Below are 26,902 nucleotides of genomic sequence, written 5' to 3'. Positions count from 1 at the left end.
TGGTGGAGGCGTTCAAGCCCACACGGAGATAGGAGATGATCGAAACAACAACCGGCGTCCAACCGGGCGCCATCGCCCACCAGTACCGCGTGCTCAACCCAGCCGACGCAGCGCTGGTCTGGGTGCTGAAATGGTCCGGTGACGCGAACCATGTCATTGCCAACCAACTCGGCACAATGCCAACGCGTGTCGCCGACATCCTCGCAGAGAACACCCATGTCGGCAGCAAGGAACGGGCAACCAGTATGGTCGCCCGCCCCGAGGGCTAATTATTCTGCCGGAATCGCGGTTGCCTCTTCGCTGATCGGGTGCGCCAGCTTATCCAGCATCTCCTTCGGACAGATCTGAAGGAAATTGTGCTGCTCGACATCCCAGTGCTGAAGGATGTTGGCAGCCTTGGCGCTGCCCGTCTCTTCAAGATGGCGTTCCAGAAGCCCTTCCAGCTGGGCCTTCCAATGCTCCACGGCCACGGGGCAAGTCACCAGTGTCTCCATGTTCATGAGCGCCTGTGATTTGCCGTCAGGATCATAAAGATATGCCATGCCGCCGGTCATACCCGCGCCAAAGTTGGCGCCGATCTCTCCCAGGATGACGGCAACACCGCCGGTCATGTACTCGCACCCGTTCGATCCGCAACCCTCGATCACCACCGTGGCACCCGAGTTGCGCACCGCGAACCGTTCGCCCGCGCGACCGGCGGCAAACAGGTACCCATCGGTCGCGCCGTACAGCACTGTGTTGCCGATGATCGTGTTGTCCGCAGCCACGATGGGGGATGCCATCGGCGGACGCACCACGATGGTACCGCCCGACAGGCCCTTGCCCACATAGTCATTGGCATCGCCGGACACTTCCAGCTTCAGCCCCGGCGCGGCGAAGGCCCCCAGGGATTGGCCAGCCGATCCCGTCAACTTGACGGTCAGGTGGTCAGATTGCAGCGTATTCCGCATCCCGAACTTGCGCACGATATGGCTGCTGGTGCGGGTGCCCACGGTCCGATGCGTGTTCTGCACGGCATATTGCAGCTGCATCTTCTCGCCATCCTCAAGGAACCGCGCCGCGTCGCGCACAATCTGCGCGTCCAGCGTGTCCGGCACCGCGTTGCGATCCTTGTCGCGGTTATAAACGATGTCTGCCGCCCCATCGACCGAGATCAGCATGGGGTTCAGGTCCAGATCATCCAGATGGGCCGATCCGCGCGACACCTGCGCCAGCAGGTCCGCCCGGCCAATCACCTCGTCCAGCGACCGCGCGCCAATCTCGGCCAGCAGCTCGCGCACTTCCTGCGCATAGAACGTGATCAGGTTGACCACCTTGTCCGCGTTGCCCGTAAACTTCTCGCGCAGAGACTCGTCCTGCGTACACACACCCACCGGGCACGTGTTCGACTGGCACTGACGCACCATGATGCAGCCCATCGCGATCAGGGCGGCGGTGCCAATCCCGTATTCCTCGGCCCCCAGCATCGCCGCCATCACAATGTCACGGCCGGTGCGCAGACCACCATCGGTTCGCAGGGTGATCCGGTCCCGCAGGTTGTTCATCGCAAGTACTTGGTGGGCTTCGGTCAGGCCCATTTCCCATGGCAGGCCAGCGTATTTGATCGAGGTCGCAGGCGACGCGCCCGTGCCACCATTATGGCCCGAAATCAGGATCACGTCGGCTTTCGCCTTCGCCACACCGGCCGCAATCGTGCCAACGCCGGACGAGGCCACCAGCTTCACCGTCACCTTGCAGCGCGGGTTGATCTGCTTGAGGTCATAGATCAGCTGCGCAAGGTCCTCGATCGAATAGATGTCGTGGTGCGGCGGGGGCGAGATCAGGGTCACACCCTTGGTCGAGTGCCGCAGCCGCGCAATCAGGTCGGTGACCTTCATGCCAGGCAGTTGCCCACCCTCACCGGGCTTGGCGCCCTGCGCCACCTTGATCTCCAGTTCTTCGCACTGGTTCAGGTACTCGGCGGTCACGCCAAAGCGGCCCGACGCCACCTGCTTGATCTTGGCCGACGGGTTGTCACCATTCGGCTCGGGGTGGAAGTGGGCTGGGTCTTCGCCGCCCTCACCACTGTCCGACTTCGCGCCAATCCGGTTCATCGCCACGTTCAGCGTCTTGTGTGCTTCGGGGCTCAGCGCGCCCAGCGACATCCCCGGCGTGACAAAGCGTTTCCGGATCGAGGTGATGCTTTCCACCTCTTCCAGCGGCACGGGCTTGCCCAGTGGCTTGATGTCCAACAAGTCCCGCAGATGGATAGGCGGGTTCGACCGCATCTTGGCCGAATACTGCTTCCACAGCTCGAACGACGCACGGTTACACGCCATCTGCATCATATGCATGCTGGTCGCTTCCCACGCATGCGTCTCGCCCGACTTCCGCGCCTTGTAGAAGCCGCCGATGGGCAGCACGTTTGTGCCCGTCCAGCCTTGGGCATGGACCTCTTCGGCCTTGGACTGGATGCCGGTCACACCGATGCCGCTGATGCGGCTGGTCATGCCCGGGAAATACTCGGCACACATCGCGCGGGACAGACCCACGGCCTCGAAATTCAAGCCACCGCGATAGGACGACACGACGCTGATACCCATCTTCGCCATGATCTTGAGCAGCCCCTGGTCAATGGCGTTGCGATAGCGCGCCACAGCCTCGGTCAGGCTGCCATCCAGCAGGTTTCGGTCAATACGGTCGGCCAGTGAATCCTCGGCCAGATAGGCGTTCACGACCGTCGCACCACAGCCAATCAGAACGGCAAAGTAGTGCGGGTCGATGCACTCGGCACTCCGCACATTCAGCGAACAGAAGGTCCGCAACCCCTGCCGGGTCAGATGCGAATGCACAGCAGATGTCGCCAGTATCATCGGCATCGCCACCTTGTCCGCATCCGAATGCTGGTCGGTCAGCACGATGTGGCCAGCACCCGACCGCACAGCCTCTTCCGCCGCGGCCCGGATGCGGGCCAGTCCCGCGCTCAACGCGCCCTGTCCGGGCTCGAACGTACAGTCGATCTCGACCAGATCGGCATTCAGCTGCGTGATCAACTCATCCCACTGCGCATTGCCCACGAACGGGCTGTCCAGCGTGATGATCTCGGTCTGCGCGCTGCTTTCATCCAGCACGTTCTTGAGGTTCCCGAACCGCGTCTTCAGGCTCATCACCCGATACTCGCGCAAGCTGTCAATCGGCGGGTTCGTCACCTGGGAAAAGTTCTGCCGGAAGAAATGGGACAGCGGCCGGTACTTCTTGGACAACACGGCCGACGGCGTATCGTCGCCCATGGATGCCAGCGCCTCTTTCCCATCCTCAGCCATCGGGGACAGAATATTCTCCAGCTCCTCAATCGAATAGCCAGCGGCAATCTGACGGCGGCGCAACGCCTCACCCTCAAACAGCGCCTTCTCGGTCACACCGGACAGGGCAGATTCAAGATCGGTGATCTTGCCCACCCATTCACCAAAGGGCTGCGACGCCGCCAGCTGGTCCTTGATCTCGGTGTCGTGGAACAGCTTGCCCTCGACCATATCAATGGCCAGCAACTGGCCCGGGCCCAGCGCGCCCTTCTCAACCACGCCAGCCTCTTCCAAGGGCACCATCCCGGTCTCGGACCCGGCAATGACCATCCCGTCATTGGTCACGACATACCGCATGGGGCGCAACCCGTTCCGGTCCAGACCGGCACAGACCCAGCGGCCATCGGTCATCGCCAATGCGGCGGGACCGTCCCACGGCTCCATCACCGAGTTGCAGTAGGAATACATGTCGCGCCACGCCTGCGGCAACTCAACGGCCTGCTTCGACCACGATTCAGGCACCAGCATGGTCTTGGCCATCGGCGCATTGCGGCCCGCACGCACCAGCATCTCGAACACGGCATCCAAAGCGGCCGAGTCACTCGACCCGCTGGCAACGATGGGCTTGATGTCTTCGGCCATCTCGCCAAAGGCACCGCTTGCCATGCGGATTTCGTGGCTCTTCATCCAGTTCAGGTTGCCCTTCAACGTGTTGATCTCACCATTATGGGCCAACATGCGGAAGGGCTGGGCCAGCCACCACTGCGGGAAGGTGTTGGTGGAATAACGCTGGTGATAAATGGCAAAGGCACTCTCGAACCGATCATCCAACAGGTCCGGATAGAACTCCGCCACCTGCTCGGCCAACATCATGCCCTTGTAGATGATCGACCGGCACGACATCGATGCGATGTACAGCTCTGGCACCTGCGCGGCAGCCGCAGCTTTCTCGATCCGACGACGAATGACATACAGCTCACGCTCAAACGTCTCTTCATCCACACCCTTCGAATTCGAGATCAGGATCTGCTCAATCTCGGGCCGGGTCGCGTTCGCCTTATCACCCAGGCACGAGATATCGACCGGCACATGGCGCCAGCCATAGATGTAATAGCCCATGCGCAGCACTTCGGTTTCCACGATGGTCCGGCAGGTCTCTTGCGCGCCAAAGTCGGTGCGGGGCAGAAACACCTGCCCCACGGCCACCATCTGATCACGATTGGGGGTGTGGCCCGTACGCTCGATCTGGTCGTAAAAGAACGCCTCGGGGATCTGCACATGAATACCCGCGCCGTCGCCGGTCTTGCCATCCGCATCCACAGCACCCCGGTGCCAAATGGCTTTCAGCGCCTTGATCCCGTTTTCAACAACAGCCCGGCTTTTGGTGCCATCCACGGACACAACCAGACCCACACCGCAAGACGAATGCTCCTCGGCCTCGGAATACAGACCATTCTCGGCCATAAACGTGCGCTTGGCTTCTTCGCGGCGAACCCAGTCAGCATCATATTTGGTCATGTCAGTCTCCTTCCGACGATGTGAACATCGCAATCGTTTCGTCTGTGGTCAGGCGACGGTGGTCGCCACTCAGCGCATAGCCCGCAGGGCACATGTCGCTAAAGAATTCGAGTTTGAGCGGCACATCATCGATGTCCGCAAACAGGCCCGCAGCCGGATGGCGCGCACCATCGGCAACGGTGGAATAGAACAATGTCGATCCGCACGTGCCGCAAAACCCCCGCTCCGCCCAATCGGACGACCGAAAAGTCGTCACGGGGCCGTCGAACGACAATGTGCCCTCATCCACGGCCAGCGACATGAACATCGAACTGGTGTGCTGACGGCACATGTCACAATGACAGGCGCGCACAATCGGCTTGCTGATCGTCGCTTTGGCGGTGACGGCACCGCACATGCAACGCCCTTCTATGTCTCTGGGAAGGGTCATGGTGTCGCCTCGCTGCCCAGAGCAGGATTGATCGCCAACACGTCGGCGCGCGTAAGCCGCTTTTGCCCTGCATCTTCCAGATGCAAGCCTTTGGGCGTGTGATCGACATAGATTTCGTGGCTCAGGGTGAACGCGTCCGGGTCATCAAAGATGCCCAGCGGCAGATCGGCACCGCCAAACCATTTGTCCTGCTTCGTTTGACGGAAATACAGGTTGGTCCCACATTCCCGGCACCAGGCCCGTTCGGCCCAATCACTGGTTGCACGGGTCGCGATGTGTTCGGCTCCGGTCCAGGTCAGATCATCGGTCTTCACGCTGACCTCAAACAGCGCCGATCCGGTCCAGCGGCGGCAGGACGGGCAATGGCAGATGCCAAAAGTAGTCGGCACATTACACGCAGCAAAACGGACCGCCCCACACAGGCAGCCTCCGGTCGCTTTGTCCAACATGTCGTTCATCTTCAGACGTCCTTAACCTTCTGGGTCATTCGGGTCAGCGATGCTGTCCTGTTGCCTTGATCTTTTGTTCAGGTTTCGGGCCCATCCGAAACTTCGCGGTTTGGGCCGGAAAATGTGCGGTTTTCCAAAATCGCTGGAAAACGGCGGCTTTCAGGGGTACCAAACTTCGCAGTTTCGATCCGAAACTACGCGGTTTACTCTGCCGCGATCACCTGCGCTGTCGCGTTGAACTGTTCAAGGATCGCGTCGGCACAGTCCCGTCCATCCCGGATCGCCCACACCACCAGCGAAGCGCCCCTCACGATATCACCCACGGCATAGACACCGTCGACGGCGGTCTTGCCCGTGGTGAATTGCGCCTTGATCGTGCCCCAGCGGGTGACGTCCAAACCGTCCGTATCCCAAAGCGTCGGCAGATCCTCAGGCTCAAAGCCCAATGCCTTGATGACAATATCCGCCTCTTCGACATAGTCGGCACCTTCGATCACCTCGGGCGCTTGGCGACCCGTGGCATCAGGGGCACCCAGACGCATCTTTTGCACCATGACTCCGGCCACCTTTTCGCCGTCGGTGGTAAAGCCCTTGGGCGCGCTCAACCATTCGAACACAACGCCTTCTTCTTCGGCGTTCTGCACTTCGCGTTGCGAGCCGGGCATGTTCGCGCGGTCCCGGCGATACAGGCATTTCACGCTCGTTGCACCCTGCCGGATCGACGTCCGCACACAATCCATCGCGGTGTCGCCACCACCGATGACAACCACCCGCTTGCCTTCCGCGTTCAGGCGACCGCTATCAAAGTCAGCGACATCATCGCCAAAGCTTTTGCGGTTCGACGCTGTCAGGAAATCAATTGCCTTCTCAATGCCTGCTGATTCACCGTTAGGCATTGAAAGGTCACGGCTTTTGTACACGCCCGTGGCGATGATGACGGCATCATGCGCCGCGCGGATATCATCGAAAGCGATGTCTTCGCCCACGTTGCAATTCTGCTTGAAGGTCACGCCGCCCAGCTCAAGCTGTTCGTTGCGGCGCATGACCACGTCCTTCTCCAACTTGAAGCCGGGGATGCCATAGGTCAGCAAACCGCCCGCACGATCATAGCGGTCATAGACGGTGACTTGAACACCGGCGCGGCGCAGCACGTCCGCAGCGGCCAGCCCGCCGGGACCCGCCCCGATGATGCCGACAGATTCGGCCCGCTCCGTGCTCGGCTTGATGGGCAGAACCCAGCCCTCTTCCCAGGCTGTGTCCGTGATGTATTTCTCGACCGACCCGATAGTGACGGTGCCGTGGCCCGACTGTTCGATCACGCAATTGCCTTCACACAGACGGTCCTGCGGACAGATGCGGCCACAGATCTCAGGGAAAGTGTTGGTCGCCTGGCTCACCTCATAAGCTTCACGCAAACGCCCCTCGGCGGTCAGTTTCAGCCAATCAGGAATATTGTTGTGCAAGGGGCAATGAGACTGGCAATAGGGCACCCCACATTGCGAACAGCGGCTTGCCTGCTCCTTCGCCTTCGCATCGGCGTACTCGGCATAAATCTCCCGAAAATCCTCGCGACGCACCTCAGCCCCACGCTTCTCAGGCATGTCACGTTCGATCTTCACGAATTTCAGCATCGGTTGTTCGGCCAAGGTTTATCCTCCAACAATCGGTCTGCGCCGTTTATGATATCGAGAAGAAGATTAAAAGTCAGTAATATTGACATACTTTGCGATTCTTCATCAAATCACTACGTCAGTTCGACAAAATTACCTGAAATATATATCCGATACGGACCTATATTCTCGCTTTACGTTCAGAATCAAAGGCTTGTAACGTCACTGTATCATAGGGCTGGGCGCAAGATGACTCTTTTTCAACTTTTGATGGTGGCCATTATTCAAGGCATCACCGAATTCTTGCCCGTGTCATCTTCGGGGCACCTGATCTTGTTACCAGCGCTGACTGGTACACCAGATCAAGGCTTGGCTATCGATGTTGCAGTACATGTGGGCACCTTGCTGGCCGTGATCCTGTATTTCTGGACCGATGTGCGGATCGCCGCACAGGGCCTGACGCGGCTCGCGCAGCGCAAGGTCGACACGCAGGGTGCGTTTCTGGCGCTCTGCCTGATCACAGCGACGATTCCTGCGCTGATTGTTGGCCTCGTCATCAAGGTGACCGGGCTGGACGAAGCGATGCGCAGCGCCGCCGTGATCGGATGGACAATGCTGATCTTCGGCTTGCTTCTCTATTGGGCCGACAGACGCGGCCTCGCGGATCGTAGCGCAGAACGGTGGACCATCAAACATGCGGGCCTTATGGGCCTTGCCCAATGCCTTGCCCTGATCCCCGGCACATCCCGGTCTGGTATCACGATCACCGCCGCACGCGCCCTTGGCTACGAGCGTGAAGGGGCGGCCAAGTTGTCCATGCTGATGTCGATCCCGGTGATCCTCGCCTCCGGCGCAGTACTCAGCATCGACGTTGTGAGCGAGGCAAACTGGGCGGTCATGCGCGACGCGATCATCGCTGCAGCCTTTGCTTTCATCGCTGCTCTGGCCGCTCTGGTTTTGATGATGCGGTTGCTGCGCAGTGTCAGCTTTACGCCTTACGTGATTTACCGTGTCATCCTCGGGGCTGGTTTGCTGATCTGGGCCTATAGCTAGGCGCGCAGGTTCCGAGCGCTTTCCTTGATCGCATCGTATTGCCCTGATGGACGGAAGCGCCACAGATAGTCTTGCAACACAGAACTCATCGCGATCGGATCGATCCCAAGATCGCCAAAGCCCTTGGCGTCCTCAGCCACCACATTGTCATTGCGCAGGTTGCGAACCTGATCACGCGTAATCTGCGCCGGGATCAGTCCCAACGTCAGCGCATTCAGCGTGTCAAAGCCCAGCCCCATTATGGAAGCAAGCCAGAAAGGAATGTTCACAACCGCACGGCGACGGCGGATCACTTCGAGCATGACAGCCAACAGTTCGCGGAATGTGCGAACGTCCGGACCACCAAGCTCGTATACACCCGCCGCGGCATCCGTGGTCAGCGCGCGTTCAGCCGCCTTGGCCACATCATCAACATAGACGGGTTGGAAACGGGTCTCAGCACCCACAACGGGCAAGATCGGACTCAAGCGTGACATAGACGCAAACCGGTTAAAGAACTGATCTTCGGGACCAAAGATGATGGATGGACGCAAGATCACGGCGTCCGGCATGTTCTGCAAGACCGCGGCTTCGCCCTCTGCTTTGGTCCGGGCATAGTCGCTGGCACTTTCGGCATCAGCGCCAATTGCGGACACGTGGACCATCTGCCGCACGCCTTGCTCGGCTGCGATGCGGGCAATCCGTTCCGCACCTTCGGCCTGCACAGCATCAAATGTGTTCTTGCCATTTTTGGCGAGGATACCAACGCAGTTCACAACGGCGTCTGCGCCCATCATGACTTGTGCCACCGACGCATCATCGCGGATGTTGCACAGAACAGGTTCAACCTGGCCTACAACACCGTAGGGTTTGACAAAGATCGCCTCGTTCGGGCGGCGTACGGCGACGCGTACGCGCCAACCTGCCTTGGCCATCCGTCTTGCGATGTACCGCCCTACAAAACCGGATCCGCCATAGATCGTGACCAGCTGGGACATATTTTGCTCCTCGCGCACAGGTTCGAAACGGGTCTATCCCTCACCTGCCGCGCAGACAAGACGCCAATTTGGCGCGGAGTCAGGCCTGAGCCACATGTGAAAGCCCTAACCGCAAGCCCCCTGCATGCCGGAAACGAACTTAGCAGAATCGGATTGACACCCCCAACCACCAAGCTTAAACGACGCTCCACCAACCCGTGCCCAGATGGCGGAATTGGTAGACGCGCTAGCTTCAGGTGCTAGTGTCCGTATGGACGTGGAGGTTCGAGTCCTCTTCTGGGCACCATCCTTTCCAAAACCAGCAAAGCGGCACTTGAGCGGAGCGGTTTCAAGGTATTCTTAACTGCTGCAGGACATTGACCCAGCTCCAATCGCTTGCAGATGTCGGGACGAAAGCTCTGTCCTAGGCCATAGAGTAAAGTTGCCGAAAAAGCGCAGCCGAGGACCCTCAATTCCACCTCAAGGGGCTACGCTGGAATACTTTTTAAATTCTGGCGGTTTATTAAAACCCGTTTTGCGGGAATACTACTGAGCATTCTCAATCGGTGTTTACTCATGTTCCGGCCAAGTTTTTTTGCACTCACGTTTTGCTTGTTTCTGCCACTGCTCAATGCCGCCACCATTTTCGCGGCGAGCGAAGAGACTAAGGCCCAGCCCGCCGGCTTGCCTCTTCCAAATAGCCTTCCACTCATTGACTACGAGAAGGTTCTGTTCCCATGGGTCGCCAGACGCGAATACGTTGGTCTGAACTGGAAGCGAGACAAAAGCTGGCGAGACACCGGACCCTTCGTTTTCAACATGAGCTTTGGCATCCACCCCGCCGTGCGCATGTATTACTCACCTGAAATCATGTCTTGGCTTGAAAATGGCCGCGAAGGTGCAATTCAGGATGGCGCAATCGTCATCAAGGAAATGGTGAATCCACCGTCTGCCAAATACAACGAACATCACGCGGCGCTTGTCGAAAAATACAAGGATGACCCCGAAAAAGTCACCAAGGAAATGGCCGACTATGCCTATGACACCGGCGGGCTGAATTGGACGGTCATGGTCAAGGACAGCCAGCTGTCGCATGGCGGGTGGTTCTTTGCCTCGGTCTATTTCGCCGACAAGGACGACATGAAAGCGCGCAAGCCGGTCATCGACAATTTCCAGCCGCCCTACAGCCCACCGCTCGGAGCGGGCGGCGACGGGATGTGTATGCGCTGCCATGCGTCTGCGGCCGAAGAGCTGATCTTTTCCGCACTCGAGAACATCGAAGGATATCCGGGCGAACCGTTAATCTTCCGCGTCGATGAAAGCTGGCGAGACCTGCCAAAACAGCAAAAACCTGCATTCGGTGTGGATCTGACGACGTTGATCGAAGCCTATTTGAACGATCCCCACGATCCAGCCGCCATGCGCGCCGCACATGTGGCGGCCGCAACCGCGTCTCCCGTCGATCAGAACCCTGAGTTCACCGCCATGTTCCCCGGCACGGGCGGGGTCGATATTACGCGGGCCAACTTGCAAACCCTGCCAAGCGAATGGCTGGACCATGTGCCCGCCCGCCCCAATGACACCCAGCACTTCCTGACCTCCGACAACTGTCTTGGATGCCATGGCGGCCTGGGCGGTGCGCCATCAGGCGTGACCATGTTCATCAAGAACGGCCCGGACTATGGCGACGGGTATAACATCTCTGAATATGGTGAATGGCGCTGGTCCCCCATGGGTCTGGCCGGGCGCGACCCGATTTTCTATGCGCAACTGGAATCAGAGTTTGCGCTGCTGGACCAAGCCGGTGTCGGCGACTTGTCCGGCAACCTGGGCACGACATGCCTGTCCTGTCACGGTGCCATGGGACAGCGCCAGCTCGAGATTGACGCATATGCCAATCCCGATCTCGGGCTGGACGGCAATAACTTCAAACCCGAATACGTCCTGTTGCATGACCCGCTGACGCTGGAAGAAAAAGACCAGCAAATCGCGGATGGCACTTACCCCTATCACGAGTACGGAAACCTCGCGCGCGAGGGCATCTCGTGCGCCGTGTGCCACCACATCGCGCCGCCAGAGCGGGCAGATGGGCAACCGGATTACAACAAACTCGATACCTATCTGATGAACGGCACCACCGGCGTGTTCCGCATGAACGCGGCGGATGAATTGATCGGCCCCTATTCTGACGTCCGGCAAAAGCCGATGCAGAATGCGATGGGCATAACGCCGCTGCACAATGACTACATCAAGGACAGCGAGATGTGTGGCGCCTGCCATACGATCAACCTGCCCAATGTGGATGCTGCAACTGATCAGCCATTGCCCGGGTTCACACCTGCCGAACAGGCCATCCTCAACGACTCCGCAAAGAATGCGGTTGCGTTCCTGAAGGATGAGTTTGGCGTCACATATCGCGAGCCGCTGGTGCAGTTTCAGCACTCGGTTGAACAGGCGACATTCATTGAATGGCAGAACAGTGAATTCGCCGACGCGGGCACGGCGCAGTCCTGTCAGGACTGCCACATGAAAAGCAACTTCGAAACTGTGGGTGGGACGGTGAATATCGAAAGCCTGACCACCCAAATCGCATCAATTCAGGACACCAACCTGCCCGAAGTGCCCAACGCGCTACCGCATGAAGAAATCGATGTGCCGTTCCGCGACACCTACAAACGTCACAACTTTGTCGGTCTCAACGCCTTTATGGTGAAGATGTTGTCGCAGTTCGACGAAGAGATGGGATTGGGTCCCAAGGATCCAATGACTTACGCGACAAATGGCGCGCAACTGTCACTCGATACGATGGCTCTGCAGGCGCGGGATGAAACGGCAGATGTTGCAATCGAAAGCCTGACGGAAAGCAACGGCACGCTCGAAGCCGTGGTCAGTGTCGATAACAAGACCGGTCACCGTCTGCCATCAGGCGTGGGCTTTCGCCGTGCATTTTTGGAAGTTCGAGCAACGGATGCCAGCGGCAAGCAGTTGTGGTGCTCTGGTTGCACAAACGGCGCGGGGGTCATCATCGGGCCAGACAAACAACCATTGAAGACTGAATTCCTGGACTTTGTGCCACAAGGTGCAACCGAGGCGCTGTATCAGCCTCATCACGATCTCATTGATGATGAAACCCAGGTCCAGATCTACGAAGAGCTGACTCAGAACGCCAAAAAGGAATTCACAACCAGCTTTGTGCATCGGGTCTACCACCCCAAGGACAATAGGCTGTTGCCATGGGGCGCGGCCGAACCCGGCACCGAGGCATTCAAAAAACGGTTCGGTATGTCAGAGGTCACGGCCGCATTCATGAAGGCAACCATGCCCGAAGGGCGCGCAGAGCATGATGCAGGTGTGAAGGCTGGCAAAGATGAATTGACCTATGTGATCACGTTGCCATCAGATGTCGACACCACGGACGTCACCGTATCAGCGACGCTCTACTCTCAAGCGATACCACCCTACTACCTCAAACAAAGGTTTGAAACGGCCCCGAACGGTCCAGCGACGCAACGTTTGTACTATTTGGCCAGCCGTCTGAAAACCAAGGGCACGCTTATCGAGGACTGGAAATTGAAGATACAAGGCGATACCGCCCAGTTGCGCTGAAGTCCTCAAGCAAACGGATATTGAAACCGAATGCCTGATACAGTGCGACGATACAGGTCAAAATCGCCCAAATTTACGCCCTACAGGAAGTTTGAATACAGCGGTGTCATTGCGACAAACGCGATACAAGAACAGAGACATTTGCATTGCGGGCAATCCGAGCCGCGTTGGGGCCGATGACGCGATCTGACAGATCAGGCTTGTGCGCGCCCACGATGATGAAATCAGCATCGCATTTTTGGGCGGCCTCTAGGACCTGTTCATAGACCGTGCCGATTTCGACAATGCACTGAACTTGCCCGGCTTCCGGCAACACATCGTCGACCAGTGCATGCAAAGCAGCTTGGGCAGCATGGGCAGCGTCCTTGAGTGTACCCTCGCGAAAGAATGACCCGACAAACGACATGCCGTAGTCGGGCAGAACGGTCACGACACTCAGTACGGCACCTTGCGGCTGACCGATCTTGTCAGCCTCGGCCAGCAACGCACGCGCGTCATCCATATGGGTCAGATCCACGGCGCATAGGACATGTCTCATGCCAAAACCTCCTTTGGCTGGCGCCGACGCTGCAACAGGAAGACCAGCAAGACCAGCAACAATGCCGGAAGGTAGAAGATTTCCTTGGGCGGACGATCGGCAGGCACTTCAAGCTCTACCAGTTCCCAATCCCAGTCGATGCCCAGTTGTTCCGCTGGCCCACCAAAACTCAGATTGTCGACGAACAGCTTTCCGTCCTCATCCCTGAACTCAATACCCGACGCGTCCAACAGCCGGGTTGCGCCATCGCCACCCGCGGCACCGACAGGCAACAGATATTTGGCATCCACCGGATCGCCGTTCAGATTCTCGCCAATCAATCGTACGCGCAAGGAGGCCTCGGCAGGCGCCGTTTCGGCCATCTGGAACAATGCACTGCCAGGCCGCGTCTCAAACTCTGGCGCGAACTGGTTCAGGAAATATCCCGGTTGAAACAGCACGAAGGCTGCGAACAGCAATATCGCGCTTTCATACAGTCGTGATTTCACCATGAAATAGTTCATCGTGCCCGCCGCAAACAGCAGCATAGCAATGAGGGCCACTATAAAGACAAACACCGCCTGCACAGGTCCCACATCGATCAACAACAAATCCGTGTTGAAGATGAACAGAAACGGCAAAAGTGCTGTTCGGATCGAATAGAAGAACGCTTGGAAACCTGTCTTCAGGGGGTCACCTTTGGAAATGGCGGCCGCCGCAAAGCTCGCCAAACCCACTGGAGGCGTTACATCCGCCATGATCCCGAAATAGAAGACAAACATGTGCACTGCGACCAGTGGAACGATCAACCCGGCTTGTGCGCCCAACTCGACAACCACGCCGGCCATCAACGACGAAACAACGATATAGTTGGCCGTTGTCGGCAGCCCCATGCCCAGTACGATCGAGATCAGCGCCACAAAGAACAACATGGCAAGCAGGTTGCCGCCCGACAGGAACTCGACAAACTCGGCCATGACCTGACCGATACCGGTCAGTGTAACAGCGCCCACGATAATACCGGCAACCCCCATGGCCGCGGCCAGCCCAATCATGTTGCGCGCCCCCGCGATCATACCTTCGGCAATATCACTGACACCGTCTGCCAGCCGTTGAACAACGCCGCCTTCACCCCGGAAATAGGCTTTGAGCGGGTTCTGCGTCAGAAGGATGAACAGCATGGCAATTGTCGACCAGAAGGCTGACAGGCCGGGCGATTTGCGTTCGATCATCAAGAGGTACATCAGCAGGAGGATTGGCATGATGTAGTGTATGCCAGTCTTGAAGATTTCGCGCACCGGCGGCAGGTGCTGCATGGAATCCAGGCTGGTTTCTAGATCCGGGCCCTTGGCCGCGAACTGAACCGCGGCGATGTAAGCGATCAGCATGAGGGCGATGATAACCGCCATCGATGCACCGCCTGCGACGCCGTAAATTGTATCGACAACAAATCCGGTCAGAAACAGCAGGCCGCCCGCGATGACAATAGAAATCGCGATGATGAAGATTGCCCCCAGAATGAACTTGACCGGGTGCATACGGCTGGTGCCGGTCATGCCCATCTTCAGCGCCTCAAGGTGCACGATGTAGACCAACGCCACATATGAAATGGCCGCGGGCACAATGGCGGTCTTGACCACCTCAACATATGAGATGCCGACATATTCCGTCATCAGGAATGCAACGGCCCCCATCACCGGCGGGGTCAGCACCCCATTGATGGACGAGGACACTTCGACCGCGCCTGCCTTGGTAGCAGGAAAACCGACCTTCTTCATCAAGGGGATGGTAAACGTGCCGGTAGTCACAACGTTTGCAATCGAAGATCCAGAGATCAGACCCGTGGCCGCAGATGCGATCACAGCTGCCTTGGCCGGACCGCCGCGAAGGTGACCAAGCGCCGCGAATGCAAGTTGGAGAAAATAGTTCCCGGCACCAGCTTGGTTCAAGAGAGCGCCGAAAAGAACAAACAGAAATACAAAACCTGAAGAAACGCCAAGGGCCACACCAAATACACCCTCGGTCGTCAGCCACATGTGGCTCATTGCCTTTTCGAAGGACGCACCTTTCCATTGCACCACTTCGGGCAAACCTGACCACGACCCGAAAAAGACATAGGCAAGGAAAAACAGCGCCACGCCCATTAGCGGGAATCCAAGCGATCTGCGGGCAGCTTCCATCAACAGGACAAGCCCAATACCCGCCATGATCAGGTCCGTTGTATTCGGTGCACCTGTCCTGTCCGCGACACCGCGGTAGTCCCACCACAGGTAGGATGCGCCCAGTGCCGCGATGATCGCGACAAGCCAGGTCAATATGGGAATATGATGTCGTGGCGAAGATTTCAGGCCGGGGAAGGCGAGGTACGCCAACAAGACCGCAAACCCAAGGTGAATAGCCCGCGTCTGCGTGTCATTCCAAACAAAGCCGACCATGAACGGCAACGGAGAAGCGATCCAAAGCTGATAGATCGCCCAGCACAAGGGCAAGACCCACAAAGCCCGTCGGCCAAATCCGTCCTTTGGCATACGCCCGCCTGTATCGGCGTCGGCGACAATGTCCTCAAGCGCCGGATTCGTTCCGGTGTCTTTTTGCGCGTCTGCCATAAGGTCCCCCAGTGTTCAGTGTTGGCCCAAGGCGCCCCAGGCGCCCTGGGCAGTCTTTTTCATCCCACGTAGGGACGCAAAGCGCTGATCAAAGCAGACCTGCTTCCTTGTAATACTTCTCGGCCCCCGGATGCAGAGGCGCGGACAGGCCGTCCTTGGCCATTTGTTCTTTGGTCAGACGACCAAAGGCTGGGTGCAGCTTTTTAAAGTCGTCGAAGTTTTCAAAAACCGCTTTGACCAAAACATACACGACGTCATCGGACGTCGATGCATCGGTGACAAATGTCGCCTTGGGGCCCCAGGACTCAACATCACTGTCGTTGCCAGGATACAGACCGCCTGGGATAGTTGCAGCTGCATAGGCTGCATTCTCTGCCAGAACAGTGTCGGTTCCGGACGTGGTCAGATCAAGGATCTTGATATCACAGGTCGATGTTGCTTCCATCGAGGATCCGTTCGGCAACCCGGCGGCCCAGATGGCAGCATCCAACTTTCCGTCGCACAGAGCGGCAGACTGCTCGGACGACTTGAGCTCGGCAGCAAGAGCAAAGTCATCAGGCGTCACACCCGCCGCAGCCATCAGCACATCCGCCAGCACCCGGGTACCCGAGCCAGGATTGCCGATATTGACGCGCTTGCCTTTCATGTCACCCACGGATTCGATGCCACTGTCTGCACGCACCATCACGTGCATGGGCTCGGGGTGAACCGAAAACACAGCGCGCAGATCGCCGTAAGGTTCATCGCTTTCAAAGGCACGAATGCCTTCCATGGCCGCTGACTGGACGTCAGACTGAACAACCCCGAAATCCAGTTCACCTTCGCGGATGGTGCGTGTGTTGTACACTGAACCGCCCGTGGACTCGACGGAACAACGCACACCGTGATCCTTTCGGTCCTTGTTCACCAGTCGGCAAATCGCACCGCCAGTAGGATAATACACGCCAGTCACGCCACCGGTGCCAATGGTGATGAAAGTCTGCTCGGCATGGACAATACCACCCGTTGCCGCCAGAGCGACGGCTGCCGCCGTCAGTTTCAGTTTCGCAAACATGTCTTATCTCCCTAGTTGTTATTTCTAATCGACTTAACCGCTCTCGGGTTTCCCTGCTTGCGTGAATGCAGGTTCCACAGCGCGGATCACTTCTTTGCTTCATCGCCCGCTGTCGCCAGAAGCATAGTGATGATTGTCTCGCGCAACACAAGCTTTGCGAGTAGTAGGACAAGAATTGTGGGCTTTCAGTTCAAACATGAAGCCTCGAAAACGAGCTTCTAACGCTGATCGAACGACGTAACGTGGACCCGAGTCCGATGGTCGCGCGCGAAGTGACCTTGTCAGGCGCCAGCGCGAAATTGCGCGCCATGTACGGACCCACACAGCCGTCATTCCGGATCTTCAGGACCAGCGGTTCAGTCCAGGCAGAAACCCCGTTTGCGGATATACGCGCCAAAGTCCGCGCGTTCCGGTTGGCTGTATTGGCGCACCTTGTCATCTGACCACCCATATGGGTCCGCTTCCCCAAACACGTCGACAAAGCGCTGATTTTCATAGGGCTGCTCGTCGACACGGTCTGCATCATAGGCTTGGACAGTCGCACGCAGGTAGTCGTCCTCGTGATACCGGTCCACATGGCACGTAACGTTCAACGGCAGTCGTTTTGCAATCTCGGGCGTCTTGCTTGGATAGCCCAGCGCCAGCCCTGCAAAAGGAAACACATGATCGGGCAGCCCAAGCAAATCCGACACCGCTTGCGCGTCGTTCCGCACGGCGCTGATCGGGCAGCACCCCAGACCTAGGGCCTCGGCTGCTGTGACAAATGCTCCGAGTGCGATGGCCGCGTCCGCTGTCGCGTTGATGACAGCATCCAGATGGTCATTGGCAAACGGCACGTCATGCCACGCATGCAAAAGCCGCTGACGCCGGTTGTTCCCGCAAAACACCAACAGCACAGGCGCCTGCGCGACCCACGCTTGGCCAGACACAAGCTTTGCAAGCTGTGCGCGCGCTTCGGATGATTTCAACACAACGATGTCGCGCTGCTGCAAATCACTTTTGGTGGGCGACGCCAGCGCAATGGCGCAGAGCGTTTGCAACAGATCGTCCGGAACCGGCGTCGCTTCAAAGGCGCGGCACGACCCGCGGGCCGCCATCGATTGCAGCAGCGGCTCCTCTGACATCCCAGTATCGGGCGCGTCAGAATAGCGTGCGGCCAACGCAGTGTTCAGGTCTGGTTCGGAACTTTGTGTCATCCAGCCATCCGGATCGAGTAATTGTAAGCTTTTCTAACAAGAAGCTTCAGAAATTATCGCACTCATTAAGCATTTCTGTAAGCTATACTCTGACACGAAACATGCAGCCCGGGAAAGTCCCAGCCAACCATGACAGCACATTCGCTCAAGGTAACCATCGAACGTGGCCCGGACACGTGGGATGTGTTCGACGTGCCCGCATACGAAAGCCAAACCGTTCTCGACGTTGTGTCTTGGGTGCAGCAGAATGCCGACCCAACGCTCAGCTACCGGTTTGCGTGCCGTGTGGGGATGTGCGGCAGTTGCGCAATGATGGTAAACGGGGTGCCCCGGTGGACCTGTCGCACGCACATGTCCAAGGTCCTCAAGGACAACGCAGTGACTATTGGCCCTCTGCGCAATCTGCCGGTGGTCAAGGACTTGGTCGTCGATATGGACCCGTTCTTTGACAAGTGGGTCGGGGCCGAAGGTGTGCATCATGGCACCCTGACCCGCGACGACCCAATCGCTCCCGTGGACGAAACCAGCGAAGCACGGATCGAGGCGAATGCCGGGATCGAATGCATCAATTGTTCGGTTTGCTATGCGGCTTGTGACACCGTTGCGGGCAACCCCGACTATCTTGGCCCGGCTGCGCTGCAACGCGCATGGACCCTGCTCAATGACGCAAAGGACGAAGGGCGCGTCGCCATCCTCGACGCTGTCTCGGGCAGTGGCGGCTGCCACAACTGCCATTCTATGGGGTCCTGCACCACCTACTGCCCAAACGACCTCGACCCGATGTCCGCCATCGCCGGTCTGAAACGCGAAACGGCCAAGTCATTTTTTCGGAGGGGCCGCTGATGCTGAGCTTGCGCCTCTACATGCTGCAACGGATCACGGCCCTCCTGATGGCACCGCTGGTGCTCGGCCACCTCGCCGTGATGATCTATGCAATCCAAGGGGGGCTCAGCGCCGCCGAAATCCTGGGTCGGACCCAAGGGTCCATCGCCTGGTTTCTGTTCTACGGCCTGTTCGTCGCCGCCGTGTCGATCCACGGCGCCATCGGCCTGCGCACGGTTGTGCATGAGTGGGGCGGTCTGAAAGGCGTAGCGCTCGAGGCATTCATGTGGGCGGTGGGCTTTGGCCTCCTCGCACTGGGGGCACGGGCCGTCTGGGCCGTGACATTCGCATGAGGGCGGCAGGCATCACATCACGGGCGCATCCCCTGTGGCTCGCCTACATCCTGCACCGGCTGTCGGGGCTCGGCCTCGCCCTGTTCCTGCCCGTCCACTTCTGGATCCTGTCGCTGGCCCTGACGGACCCCACGCGGCTGGATGGTTTTCTGGCGCTGACAGACATCGGCGCGGTCAAACTGGCAGAGGTCGGCCTGGTCTTTCTGCTGGCCGTCCACATGTTCGGCGGCCTGCGCCTTATGGCGATGGAATGGCTGCCTTGGACACCACCACAAAAGACCTTGGCCGCAGGTGCGACGGCCCTGTCCTTCCTGATTGCCACCCTCTTTTTGATGCAGGCGGTGTGACATGAAACTGAGCGATATCGAACGCCACGACACAGACATCCTGATCCTCGGTACCGGGGGCGCGGGCCTCTTCGCGGCGCTGCACGCACAACAGACCGCCCCCGAAGGCACCAAGATCACCATCGCGGTCAAGGGGCTGATCGGCAAATGCGGCTGCACCCGCATGGTGCAGGGCGGCTACAACGTGGCACTTGGCGGCGGCGACACGGTTGAGCGGCACTTCATGGACACGGTCCAGGGCGGCAAGTGGCTGCCCAATCAGGACATGGCGTGGCGCCTGTGCGAACAGGCCGTGGTGCGCATCCGCGAGCTGGAGAATGAGGTCGGGTGCTTCTTCGACCGCAACCCGGATGGCTCGCTGCACCAAAAGGCCTTCGCGGGCCAGACCGCCGACCGCACCGTGCACAAGGGCGACCTGACGGGAATCGAAATCATCAACCGCTTGATGGAAAAGGTGCTGGCGAGCGGTGTCGAAAAGATGCAAGAACACCGCGCCGTGGGGCTGATCCCGACCAAGGATCGCAGCGCCCTTGCCGGTGTTCTGATGATCGACATGCGCACTGGACGCTTCCGTCTGGTCCGAGCCAAGACAGTGCTGATGGCCACCGGCGGCGGCCCAACCATGTACAAGTACCATACGCCGTCCGGTGACAAGACGATGGACGGCCTCGCCATGGCTCTGCGCGCGGGGCTCAGCCTGCGCGACATGGAGATGGTGCAGTTCCACCCCACCGGGCTTCTGGCCGGCGACCATACACGTATGACTGGAACGGTGCTCGAGGAAGGGTTGCGCGGCGCGGGCGGGCAACTGATCAACCACGCCGGCCAGCGCTTCATGTTCGACTACGACGGCAAGGGCGAGCGTGCCACCCGCGACGTCGTCAGCCGCGGCATCTATGCCGAGATGCGCAAGAACAACAATCCGGATCAGGAAGGTGTGTTCATCTCCATGTCCCACCTTGGCCCGGACTGGGTGGCTCAGAAATTCAAAGGCATGGTCAAACGCTGCGCAGACAGCGGGTTCGATCTCGCCGCGGGCAAGGTCGAGGTGGTTCCGACAGCCCACTACTTCATGGGCGGTGTCGTGGTCGATGTGGACACCCGCACCGCGATGGAGGGGCTGTACGTCGCGGGCGAGGACGCAGGCGGCGCGCACGGATCAAACCGGCTGGGTGGCAACGGGGTCGCCAACTCCACCGTCTACGGCGGCATCGCGGGTGGCACGATGGGCCATGACGTGGGTGCGATGACACTGCGCGACCCGGACGAGGACGTGCTGGCCACCGAATTCGAACGCGCCACCTATCCACTGACCCGGAAACCCGACCTGATCCTGCCCCTGCGCAAGCAGCTACAGGACCTCATGTGGGAAGAGGTCGGCGTGATGCGCACCAAGGCGGGGATGAAACGCGGTCTCGACGGCATTGCGCAGGTGTCCGACACGCTGATGGACTTTGGCGTGGACGCCAGCAACCTCGCCTTCAACCTCACATGGCATGACTGGCTGAACCTGCGTTCGCTTTGTGATATCTCCGAGGTGATCACCAAGGCTGGGATCGTCCGTGAAAACTCCCGTGGGGCGCATTATCGTGAGGACTTCCCCGAAGATGGCGGGTTGGAGAACAGCGATTTCACAGTCGCGACGCAAGACGGCGAAGGCGTCAAGGTCACCCGTGAACCGGTGAAATTTACCATCGTACGTCCCGGCGAAACGATCCTACCGGACGGCGAGCCAGAAACATTGGTGGCGGCGCAATGACCATCATCAAGTCAAAGAACCGGCGCGTATGCGCCATGCCCGACCTCCCCCCGGGGAGGGCATACAGAACCATCCGCCGTTATCCCGGTACCGCAGCTAGACTGAAAGTTGGTTTGCCCTTGCTGGAGCGCCTCCCGAGGTCGGGCATGGCACATACGCTTGTACAGTTAGGAGACGTGACATGATCCCCATCTCCCTCATCCAATCCACCGCCGAGGTCCTTATGGACAAGGCGGCCATCGAAATCCCGCAAGACTACCTCGATGGACTGCAACACGCCGCCAAGACCGAAGACGGTGACCTGTCCTCCTTTGTCCTCAAAGCGATGCTCGACAACTACGAAGCGGCCAAGGAAGACCGCCGCGCCATGTGCGGAGACACAGGTGTGCCCCGCTGGTTCGTGAAGATGGGGAACGAGGCGCGGGTGGAGGGCGGCATGGTCGCGCTTGAAGCTGCCTTGCGCCGCGCCACGGCCAACGCAACCAATGGCGTGCCCCTGCGGCCCAACCGCGTGCACCCGCTTTGGCGGACGGACCACGACAACAATGTCGGCATCGGCGCGCCCGAGATCGAATACGGGTTCGAGCCGGAAGGCGAATGGATCGACCTGATCACCGTGCACAAGGGCGGGCTGTTCGGCACCGACTACCGGATGCTGTTCCCCAGCGATGGCATTCAAGGGATCAAGCGGTTCTACCTCGACAGTCTCATGGCATTTGGCAAACGCGGCCTCGCCTGCCAACCCGCCATCATCGGCATCGGTCTAGGCGGGTCCAAGGATATCTGCATGACGCTGGGCAAACGCGCCTCGACCCTGCGCATCGTGGGCAGCCGCAATTCCGACCCGCGGATTGCCGAGATGGAGGATGAGTTCAAGGACCTTGGCAACTCTATCGGCATGGGCGCGATGGGGTTTGTCGGCAAGAACATGGTGATCGATTGCAATATCGAGGTCGGGTATTGCCACACCGGCGGTATGCCCATGTCGGTCCACGCCTTCTGCCTGTCCTCCCGCCGCGCCGTCGCGCGCATCCATGCAGATGGCCGGGTGGAACACCGCACCGACCCTGATTGGTTCACCGACTACCAGCGCCGCGAAACAGTAGAATGGGAACCACAGCGAGAGGCCGCGGAATGAAGGTCCTCGTAGTTGGTGCAAACGGGGACATCGGTCAAGCTGCCTGCGACGCCTTGTCTGAACGCAACGAGATCATCCGGGCAGGGCGGTCTTCGGGCGATATTCAAGTCGATATCGCCGATCCAGCTTCCGTAGCCGAGATGTACAAAAAGGTCGGCCCATTGGATGCGCTTGTTTCTACAGCTGGCGATGCGCATTTTGCGGCACTTGTGGATCAGACCAAAGAAACCTTCATGATCGGTCTCACCCAAAAAGTGATGGGTCAGGTCAATCTGGTTTTGCAAGGCTTGGATCATCTGAACGACGGCGGTTCATTCACTTTAACAAGCGGTGTATTGGATCGAGATCCGATCCCGATGGCCACAAACGCCGCCGCTGCCAATGGGGCCTTGGGTGGCTTTGTGAAGGCCGCCGCGCTTGAGATGCCACGCGGTTTGCGCATCAATGTGGTCAGCCCTGAAGTGCTCGAAGCCTCCATGCCCCGCTATGGCAACTGGTTCAGAGGGCATATCCCGGTATCGTCGCAAAAGGTCGGAGCGGCATATGTGAAATCCGTCGAAGGTGCCGTGACGGGCCAAGTTCTGATCGTGGAGTGAAACATGCGCGAAATCGTTCTATCGACCACCCCAACCGATGAGGCCATTGCCGACCTACGCCTCGGCGATGTCGTCTACCTCGACGGCCTCATGTACACGGCGCGCGAGGGTGTCTACATGCGCGCGCTTGAGGACAAGGCGAATATCCCGATGGAATTGCCCAGCCAATCGGCGGCCAACTTCCACTGCTCGCCCGCCGCCCGCATCAACCCCGATGGCAGCTTTGATATGGGGGCGGTGACAGCCACAGCCTCCTTCCGCTTTGCCAAATGGCTGCCCGAATGGATGGCCAAGACCGGGGCAAAGCTGATCGTCGGCAAGGGCGGCATGACCTCCAAGGACTACAAAGAGTACTTCGCCCCAAACGGGGCCGTCTACCTGTCGACCGTCGGTTACGGCACCGGCGCCTTGCTGGGGCGCGGGGTCGAAAACGTCGAGGCGGTGCATTGGAACAAAGAACTGGGGCTCGCTCAGGCGATGTGGGTCATCAAATGCAACCGCATGGGGCCGTTCATTGTTGCCTCGGACCTGAGCGGCGATTGCCTTTTTGAACGCGAAAACGCCAAGATCGCTAAGAATGTCGCGCGCGTGTACGCGGGTACAAAGCCAGCCGTTCTGAAGCGATATGGCGAAAGCGACGACCGGACGGACGAAGTGATCTAGATCAGCCCATGCATGGCCAGAACCTTGCGCGTGGCAGGGCGGGCAAGCATCGCATCCCGATGCATCTGAAGCTTTGGAAAATCAGCAATCTCGACCTCTGCCACTTCCATCCATCGCGAAAACTGAAACAGGTACGGATCGCAATAAGTGAATTGCTCTCCCATCGCCCAAGGACCTGATGCAACCGCTTCCTTTTGAAGGTAAGCGGCACAATCCGACAAGTTCTGCGCGACACGTCCCTGCATGTCGCGCAAAGATGCTTCTGCAACCGCCCAGCGTGCACCCCGGTGCTTGTGCGCGAACGCCACATGCGCCGTCGCGCACAGGTACGCGCAGAGTGATCGGGCCTGCGCCTGTTTGAACGGCCCACGCGGTTGAACCCCGGCATCGGGGTAGGATTGGGCAATGTATTCCAGAATGGCAGGGCTTTCGCTGATCACACCCTCTGCCGTACCAAGCGCCGGAATACGGCCCTTTGGGTTCCGCCGTAAGAAAGCTGGCATGCGATGTTCGCCCTTGGCGATAGATACCTCAATCGGCTCGTAAGTCGCGCCTACCTCCTCCAGCAATACATGCGCTGCGACGGCAGAGGATCCCTTGGAATAATATAACTCAAGCATGCCAGACTATAGTCATGTTCTCAGGCAATCTCGCTCATCAACACGCCCAACCCCATCAACAAGGTCAAGATGATCAGAAGACGCCGAAACCCGGTGTCGCTGAGTCTGTGAAAGATCATGATGCCCGCCTGAGCTGCCACAATCCCGCATGGCATTGTGATGATCAGCGCGGTCAACGCAGTTTGATCATAGGCGCCTTTAAGGAACAGTAGAGTGACGGTTGTGGTCAGAATGGCCGAATTCAGGGGCTGCATGACCGCGCGCGTCTCGGATTTGGTCCAGGGACGAATTGACAACCACATCGCAGGCAATGCGCCCGACACACCTGCGGTACCGCCCAGAACGCCCCCCAGAAAACCGACAGCTATGTCTGTGACCGGTGTGTCGCGCGAGAAGGAAGGCAATGCGGATCGGAAGCCAAAATACCCGCCGTAAACAATCAACAGAATCGCTATACCGATGCGAAGCGTCCCCGTATCGATGACATCAAGCAGCATCAGACCAATGGGCACACCCGCCAGCCCAGGCAGGACGAACCGCGCCAGCCGCCAGGGACGCAGAAAGATTGCGGCACGTACGATCCACAATCCCTGTAAACCGACAAGCACCGACATGAATGCTACAATCGCAACCGCTGTCGTTGGTGGCAGCACGACCAGATAGAAACCAAGTGCAAACAGCGCGGTGCCCGTGCCGGACAACCCGTTGATGAACCCGCCGGCCATAGCACCAAGCACAAGAAACAGGATCGTTTCAGCAGTCATGATGAACGATCTGATGCATTTTGAATGACCCAATCGAACGCGCTAAATATCTCATCAATTGCGCGCATCTTGATCTGGTTTTCTGCATAGGCGAGGCCCAGCACACGGGTGGGTGCATTGAGCCCGAGGCTCACGCGTTTCACCGGCACCTGGTGCAACGGCTTGACGGCAAGATCGGGCATAATGGATACGCCCAGATTGGCGTGCACCATGGTGACAATGGCCTCGGGTGTGTCGAGTTCCATTGTTTCGGTTACGCGAATGCGTTTTGACATGATCCAATTGTCGATCAAGGTGCAAAGAACCGCACTACGATTGAAACGGATGTATGGCTTGGTTGCGAGCAGCCGCATGGGGTCATTTCGGACTCCTCGATGGCGGCGATCAGTTGCATCGGTTCTTCGGTCAACGGACGAAATGCAATGCCAACGGGCATGAGGTGTGGTTTGGTGATGATCGCAGCATCCAGATCGCCGCGCTCAATATCCACCAGCAAAGCGCCGGTTAAACCCGGACGGATATGTAGACCGACACGGGGAAAGCGGCCCTTGAATACTGCCATGGCCTGGGGTGTCAGGCCCGTCAGAGTTGTTCCCAAAGCCCCAAACTTCAGCACGCCACTCAACCCACCATCAGCAAGGACGGAGGGTACAAGGTTGTCATAGTCCGAAATCAGCTTGCGCGCCTGCGCGACAACTTCGTGTGCGACCGGGGTCAATTCGGGCGTCCGGGTGGAACGGTTGAACAGGGTCAGGCCTAGGTCGGCTTCCAAAGCCCGCATTTGTTGGCTGACGGCAGCATGCGTGACGTGCACGGTATCCGCGGCCGCACTGAAGGTCTTGTTGTCCGCAATCGCAACAAGGGTACGTAGTAGTCGAATGGTCATGTTACGCGCATCAACCGAAAGCCTAACTTTCAAGTCCAACCGCTAAACCCGAAAAATTGAAAGATCAAATTACATTTTGGAATGTGTGAGAAGTACAAGCGAATTGTTGTCTTTGACGCCGCGGCGAATTGGGACAAGCGCCGAGCAAAAGCGGCAGCGCCAAACCGTTGGCATGTCAAATCAACGACCACCCCTTTGATTTCCGGTGCCACTCCGACCGACGCAAAGTTGCCTTCTGATACAACAGCGCAAGATCCTGCAAGCCGAGCAAAGCAACGCCTTATATCTTGGTGGTGTTCATCAATGAAACGGTCAGCACCTAAGTAACGCGTCCGACAAATCTCTGTTTCACACCATCAGAATTACTCGGCCAAGCGAAGGGAAGAAAAATATGTCCCCTCAAGCCCAAACAGCTGCTGAAATCGCCAACACGCTCTTTGATCATTATCTTGCTCGGGACGTGTCCGCGATGATTGCCATGTTTCAACCCGAAGGTACCGTCGAGTACGGTCCGGCCCCGTCGAACAAGTTGGCCCGGGCCGCCCGCGACCTGATCGGGCAGAATCTGACGTTCTCGGCCATTTACAACATCGTGACGGTGCCACTTGCCCTTGCTGGCTATCTTAGCCCGCTTGTCGCCGCGATCCTGATGTCGTCTTCGTCCATCGCAGTTCTTGC

General features: G+C 58.6%; 23 protein-coding genes, 1 tRNA gene and 1 pseudogene. 12 read left to right on the top strand and 13 right to left on the bottom strand.

What is annotated here, in order from left to right; genetic code table 11:
- Positions 1–35: 35 nt before the first annotated feature.
- Positions 36–269 (top strand): hypothetical protein, encoded by a 234-nt coding sequence (locus Q1A75_RS09795; RefSeq protein WP_299592225.1) that lies wholly within the window; start codon positions 36–38, stop codon positions 267–269.
- Here the strand turns inward: Q1A75_RS09795 and gltB are convergent, their stop codons facing one another.
- From gltB to Q1A75_RS09775, 4 genes are all read right to left on the bottom strand, one after another.
- Positions 270–4,799 carry a glutamate synthase large subunit gene (gene gltB, locus Q1A75_RS09790; RefSeq protein WP_299592227.1) on the bottom strand — a complete coding sequence of 1,510 codons (4,530 nt, stop codon included), beginning with the start codon at positions 4,797–4,799 and terminating at the stop codon, positions 270–272.
- 1 nt (position 4,800) lies between these two features.
- Positions 4,801–5,229: a GFA family protein gene (locus Q1A75_RS09785; RefSeq protein WP_299592229.1), complete on the bottom strand. Its 429-nt coding sequence runs from the start codon at positions 5,227–5,229 to the stop codon at positions 4,801–4,803.
- Positions 5,226–5,687, bottom strand: coding sequence for a GFA family protein (locus Q1A75_RS09780; protein WP_299592231.1), 462 nt, complete (start codon positions 5,685–5,687; stop codon positions 5,226–5,228). The genes Q1A75_RS09785 and Q1A75_RS09780 overlap by 4 nt, the downstream gene beginning before the upstream one ends.
- Positions 5,688–5,881: 194 nt before the next feature.
- Complete coding sequence (locus Q1A75_RS09775; RefSeq protein WP_299592233.1) at positions 5,882–7,324, bottom strand: NAD(P)-dependent oxidoreductase; 1,443 nt, start codon at positions 7,322–7,324, stop codon at positions 5,882–5,884.
- A 213-nt stretch (positions 7,325–7,537) separates the two neighbouring features.
- Here Q1A75_RS09775 and Q1A75_RS09770 point away from each other — a divergent pair, with 213 nt between their 5' ends.
- Positions 7,538–8,341 (top strand): undecaprenyl-diphosphate phosphatase, encoded by an 804-nt coding sequence (locus Q1A75_RS09770; protein ID WP_299592235.1) that lies wholly within the window; start codon positions 7,538–7,540, stop codon positions 8,339–8,341.
- Here Q1A75_RS09770 and Q1A75_RS09765 read toward each other — a convergent pair.
- Complete coding sequence (locus Q1A75_RS09765; RefSeq protein WP_299592237.1) at positions 8,338–9,318, bottom strand: complex I NDUFA9 subunit family protein; 981 nt, start codon at positions 9,316–9,318, stop codon at positions 8,338–8,340. The genes Q1A75_RS09770 and Q1A75_RS09765 overlap by 4 nt on opposite strands.
- 199 nt (positions 9,319–9,517) lie before the next feature.
- Here Q1A75_RS09765 and Q1A75_RS09760 point away from each other — a divergent pair.
- Together Q1A75_RS09760 and Q1A75_RS09755 are read left to right on the top strand one after the other, a co-directional pair.
- Positions 9,518–9,604, top strand: a tRNA-Leu gene (locus tag Q1A75_RS09760).
- Between the two features lie 305 nt (positions 9,605–9,909).
- Positions 9,910–12,903 (top strand): hypothetical protein, encoded by a 2,994-nt coding sequence (locus Q1A75_RS09755; RefSeq protein WP_299555771.1) that lies wholly within the window; start codon positions 9,910–9,912, stop codon positions 12,901–12,903.
- A gap of 106 nt (positions 12,904–13,009) precedes the next feature.
- On the opposite strand, the gene Q1A75_RS09750 is transcribed toward Q1A75_RS09755, so the two are convergent.
- The 4 genes from Q1A75_RS09750 to Q1A75_RS09735 all read right to left on the bottom strand — a co-directional run bounded on the left by Q1A75_RS09750 (position 13,010) and on the right by Q1A75_RS09735 (position 18,276).
- The gene (locus tag Q1A75_RS09750) at positions 13,010–13,441 is read right to left on the bottom strand and encodes a universal stress protein (protein ID WP_299555769.1); all 432 of its coding nucleotides are present in this window, start codon (positions 13,439–13,441) and stop codon (positions 13,010–13,012) included.
- The gene (locus Q1A75_RS09745) at positions 13,438–16,026 is read right to left on the bottom strand and encodes a TRAP transporter permease (protein ID WP_299555767.1); all 2,589 of its coding nucleotides are present in this window, start codon (positions 16,024–16,026) and stop codon (positions 13,438–13,440) included. Before Q1A75_RS09745 ends, Q1A75_RS09750 begins: the two co-directional genes overlap by 4 nt.
- A gap of 88 nt (positions 16,027–16,114) precedes the next feature.
- Positions 16,115–17,080, bottom strand: coding sequence for a TAXI family TRAP transporter solute-binding subunit (locus Q1A75_RS09740; protein ID WP_299555764.1), 966 nt, complete (start codon positions 17,078–17,080; stop codon positions 16,115–16,117).
- Positions 17,081–17,436: 356 nt separating this feature from the next.
- A complete protein-coding gene (locus Q1A75_RS09735) occupies positions 17,437–18,276 on the bottom strand; it encodes a nitroreductase family protein (protein WP_299555762.1) in 840 nt (279 codons plus the stop codon).
- A 129-nt stretch (positions 18,277–18,405) separates the two neighbouring features.
- Between Q1A75_RS09735 and Q1A75_RS09730 the strand changes: the two genes are divergently transcribed.
- The 7 genes from Q1A75_RS09730 (at position 18,406) to Q1A75_RS09700 (ending at position 23,954) form a co-directional block, all read left to right on the top strand.
- Complete coding sequence (locus tag Q1A75_RS09730) at positions 18,406–19,119, top strand: 2Fe-2S iron-sulfur cluster-binding protein (RefSeq protein WP_299555760.1); 714 nt, start codon at positions 18,406–18,408, stop codon at positions 19,117–19,119.
- Positions 19,119–19,451 carry a succinate dehydrogenase gene (locus tag Q1A75_RS09725; RefSeq protein ID WP_299555758.1) on the top strand — a complete coding sequence of 111 codons (333 nt, stop codon included), beginning with the start codon at positions 19,119–19,121 and terminating at the stop codon, positions 19,449–19,451. Before Q1A75_RS09730 ends, Q1A75_RS09725 begins: the two co-directional genes overlap by 1 nt.
- Positions 19,448–19,798: a succinate dehydrogenase gene (locus Q1A75_RS09720; protein ID WP_299555756.1), complete on the top strand. Its 351-nt coding sequence runs from the start codon at positions 19,448–19,450 to the stop codon at positions 19,796–19,798. Before Q1A75_RS09725 ends, Q1A75_RS09720 begins: the two co-directional genes overlap by 4 nt.
- 1 nt (position 19,799) lies before the next feature.
- On the top strand, positions 19,800–21,557 hold the full coding sequence (locus Q1A75_RS09715; protein ID WP_299555754.1) for an FAD-binding protein: 1,758 nt from the start codon (positions 19,800–19,802) through the stop codon (positions 21,555–21,557).
- A 181-nt stretch (positions 21,558–21,738) separates the two neighbouring features.
- Positions 21,739–22,695 (top strand): fumarate hydratase, encoded by a 957-nt coding sequence (locus Q1A75_RS09710; RefSeq protein WP_299555752.1) that lies wholly within the window; start codon positions 21,739–21,741, stop codon positions 22,693–22,695.
- Positions 22,692–23,291, top strand: a complete 600-nt coding sequence (locus Q1A75_RS09705) for a short chain dehydrogenase (RefSeq protein WP_299211586.1) — start codon at positions 22,692–22,694, stop codon at positions 23,289–23,291. Before Q1A75_RS09710 ends, Q1A75_RS09705 begins: the two co-directional genes overlap by 4 nt.
- Before the next feature lie 3 nt (positions 23,292–23,294).
- On the top strand, positions 23,295–23,954 hold the full coding sequence (locus Q1A75_RS09700) for a fumarate hydratase C-terminal domain-containing protein (RefSeq protein WP_299552410.1): 660 nt from the start codon (positions 23,295–23,297) through the stop codon (positions 23,952–23,954).
- Here the strand turns inward: Q1A75_RS09700 and Q1A75_RS09695 are convergent.
- From Q1A75_RS09695 to Q1A75_RS09680, 4 genes are read right to left on the bottom strand one after another with little or no spacing between them, the layout of a single operon-like run.
- Positions 23,951–24,574, bottom strand: coding sequence for a glutathione S-transferase family protein (locus Q1A75_RS09695; RefSeq protein ID WP_299552413.1), 624 nt, complete (start codon positions 24,572–24,574; stop codon positions 23,951–23,953). The two genes, Q1A75_RS09700 and Q1A75_RS09695, sit on opposite strands and share 4 nt — an antisense overlap.
- 20 nt (positions 24,575–24,594) lie before the next feature.
- Positions 24,595–25,338: a sulfite exporter TauE/SafE family protein gene (locus Q1A75_RS09690; RefSeq protein WP_299552416.1), complete on the bottom strand. Its 744-nt coding sequence runs from the start codon at positions 25,336–25,338 to the stop codon at positions 24,595–24,597.
- A complete protein-coding gene (locus Q1A75_RS09685) occupies positions 25,335–25,691 on the bottom strand; it encodes a LysR substrate-binding domain-containing protein (protein WP_299552419.1) in 357 nt (118 codons plus the stop codon). Before Q1A75_RS09685 ends, Q1A75_RS09690 begins: the two co-directional genes overlap by 4 nt.
- Positions 25,628–26,224, bottom strand: a complete 597-nt coding sequence (locus Q1A75_RS09680) for a LysR family transcriptional regulator (protein WP_299552422.1) — start codon at positions 26,222–26,224, stop codon at positions 25,628–25,630. Before Q1A75_RS09680 ends, Q1A75_RS09685 begins: the two co-directional genes overlap by 64 nt.
- 391 nt (positions 26,225–26,615) lie before the next feature.
- On the opposite strand from Q1A75_RS09680, the pseudogene Q1A75_RS09675 reads away from it, so the two are divergent.
- Positions 26,616–26,902 (top strand): annotated as a pseudogene (locus tag Q1A75_RS09675) (hypothetical protein); the annotation flags it as partial.

This window comes from uncultured Tateyamaria sp., assembly GCF_947504105.1.
Taxonomy (GTDB): domain Bacteria; phylum Pseudomonadota; class Alphaproteobacteria; order Rhodobacterales; family Rhodobacteraceae; genus Tateyamaria.
Note: the sequence above shows the minus strand (reverse complement) of the source record. Positions and strands in the feature narration are given on the sequence as shown.

What these genes read in the sequence shown, in the direction of transcription:
- Q1A75_RS09795 (WP_299592225.1), top strand. Translation starts at nt 36, where the DNA reads ATGATCGAAACAACAACCGGCGTCCAACCGGGCGCCATCGCCCACCAG.
- gltB (WP_299592227.1), bottom strand. Translation starts at nt 4,799, where the DNA reads ATGACCAAATATGATGCTGACTGGGTTCGCCGCGAAGAAGCCAAGCGC.
- Q1A75_RS09785 (WP_299592229.1), bottom strand. Translation starts at nt 5,229, where the DNA reads ATGACCCTTCCCAGAGACATAGAAGGGCGTTGCATGTGCGGTGCCGTC.
- Q1A75_RS09780 (WP_299592231.1), bottom strand. Translation starts at nt 5,687, where the DNA reads ATGAACGACATGTTGGACAAAGCGACCGGAGGCTGCCTGTGTGGGGCG.
- Q1A75_RS09770 (WP_299592235.1), top strand. Translation starts at nt 7,538, where the DNA reads ATGACTCTTTTTCAACTTTTGATGGTGGCCATTATTCAAGGCATCACC.
- Q1A75_RS09765 (WP_299592237.1), bottom strand. Translation starts at nt 9,318, where the DNA reads ATGTCCCAGCTGGTCACGATCTATGGCGGATCCGGTTTTGTAGGGCGG.
- Q1A75_RS09750 (WP_299555769.1), bottom strand. Translation starts at nt 13,441, where the DNA reads ATGAGACATGTCCTATGCGCCGTGGATCTGACCCATATGGATGACGCG.
- Q1A75_RS09745 (WP_299555767.1), bottom strand. Translation starts at nt 16,026, where the DNA reads ATGGCAGACGCGCAAAAAGACACCGGAACGAATCCGGCGCTTGAGGAC.
- Q1A75_RS09740 (WP_299555764.1), bottom strand. Translation starts at nt 17,080, where the DNA reads ATGTTTGCGAAACTGAAACTGACGGCGGCAGCCGTCGCTCTGGCGGCA.
- Q1A75_RS09735 (WP_299555762.1), bottom strand. Translation starts at nt 18,276, where the DNA reads ATGACACAAAGTTCCGAACCAGACCTGAACACTGCGTTGGCCGCACGC.
- Q1A75_RS09730 (WP_299555760.1), top strand. Translation starts at nt 18,406, where the DNA reads ATGACAGCACATTCGCTCAAGGTAACCATCGAACGTGGCCCGGACACG.
- Q1A75_RS09725 (WP_299555758.1), top strand. Translation starts at nt 19,119, where the DNA reads ATGCTGAGCTTGCGCCTCTACATGCTGCAACGGATCACGGCCCTCCTG.
- Q1A75_RS09720 (WP_299555756.1), top strand. Translation starts at nt 19,448, where the DNA reads ATGAGGGCGGCAGGCATCACATCACGGGCGCATCCCCTGTGGCTCGCC.
- Q1A75_RS09715 (WP_299555754.1), top strand. Translation starts at nt 19,800, where the DNA reads ATGAAACTGAGCGATATCGAACGCCACGACACAGACATCCTGATCCTC.
- Q1A75_RS09710 (WP_299555752.1), top strand. Translation starts at nt 21,739, where the DNA reads ATGATCCCCATCTCCCTCATCCAATCCACCGCCGAGGTCCTTATGGAC.
- Q1A75_RS09705 (WP_299211586.1), top strand. Translation starts at nt 22,692, where the DNA reads ATGAAGGTCCTCGTAGTTGGTGCAAACGGGGACATCGGTCAAGCTGCC.
- Q1A75_RS09700 (WP_299552410.1), top strand. Translation starts at nt 23,295, where the DNA reads ATGCGCGAAATCGTTCTATCGACCACCCCAACCGATGAGGCCATTGCC.
- Q1A75_RS09695 (WP_299552413.1), bottom strand. Translation starts at nt 24,574, where the DNA reads ATGCTTGAGTTATATTATTCCAAGGGATCCTCTGCCGTCGCAGCGCAT.
- Q1A75_RS09690 (WP_299552416.1), bottom strand. Translation starts at nt 25,338, where the DNA reads ATGACTGCTGAAACGATCCTGTTTCTTGTGCTTGGTGCTATGGCCGGC.
- Q1A75_RS09685 (WP_299552419.1), bottom strand. Translation starts at nt 25,691, where the DNA reads ATGCGGCTGCTCGCAACCAAGCCATACATCCGTTTCAATCGTAGTGCG.
- Q1A75_RS09680 (WP_299552422.1), bottom strand. Translation starts at nt 26,224, where the DNA reads ATGACCATTCGACTACTACGTACCCTTGTTGCGATTGCGGACAACAAG.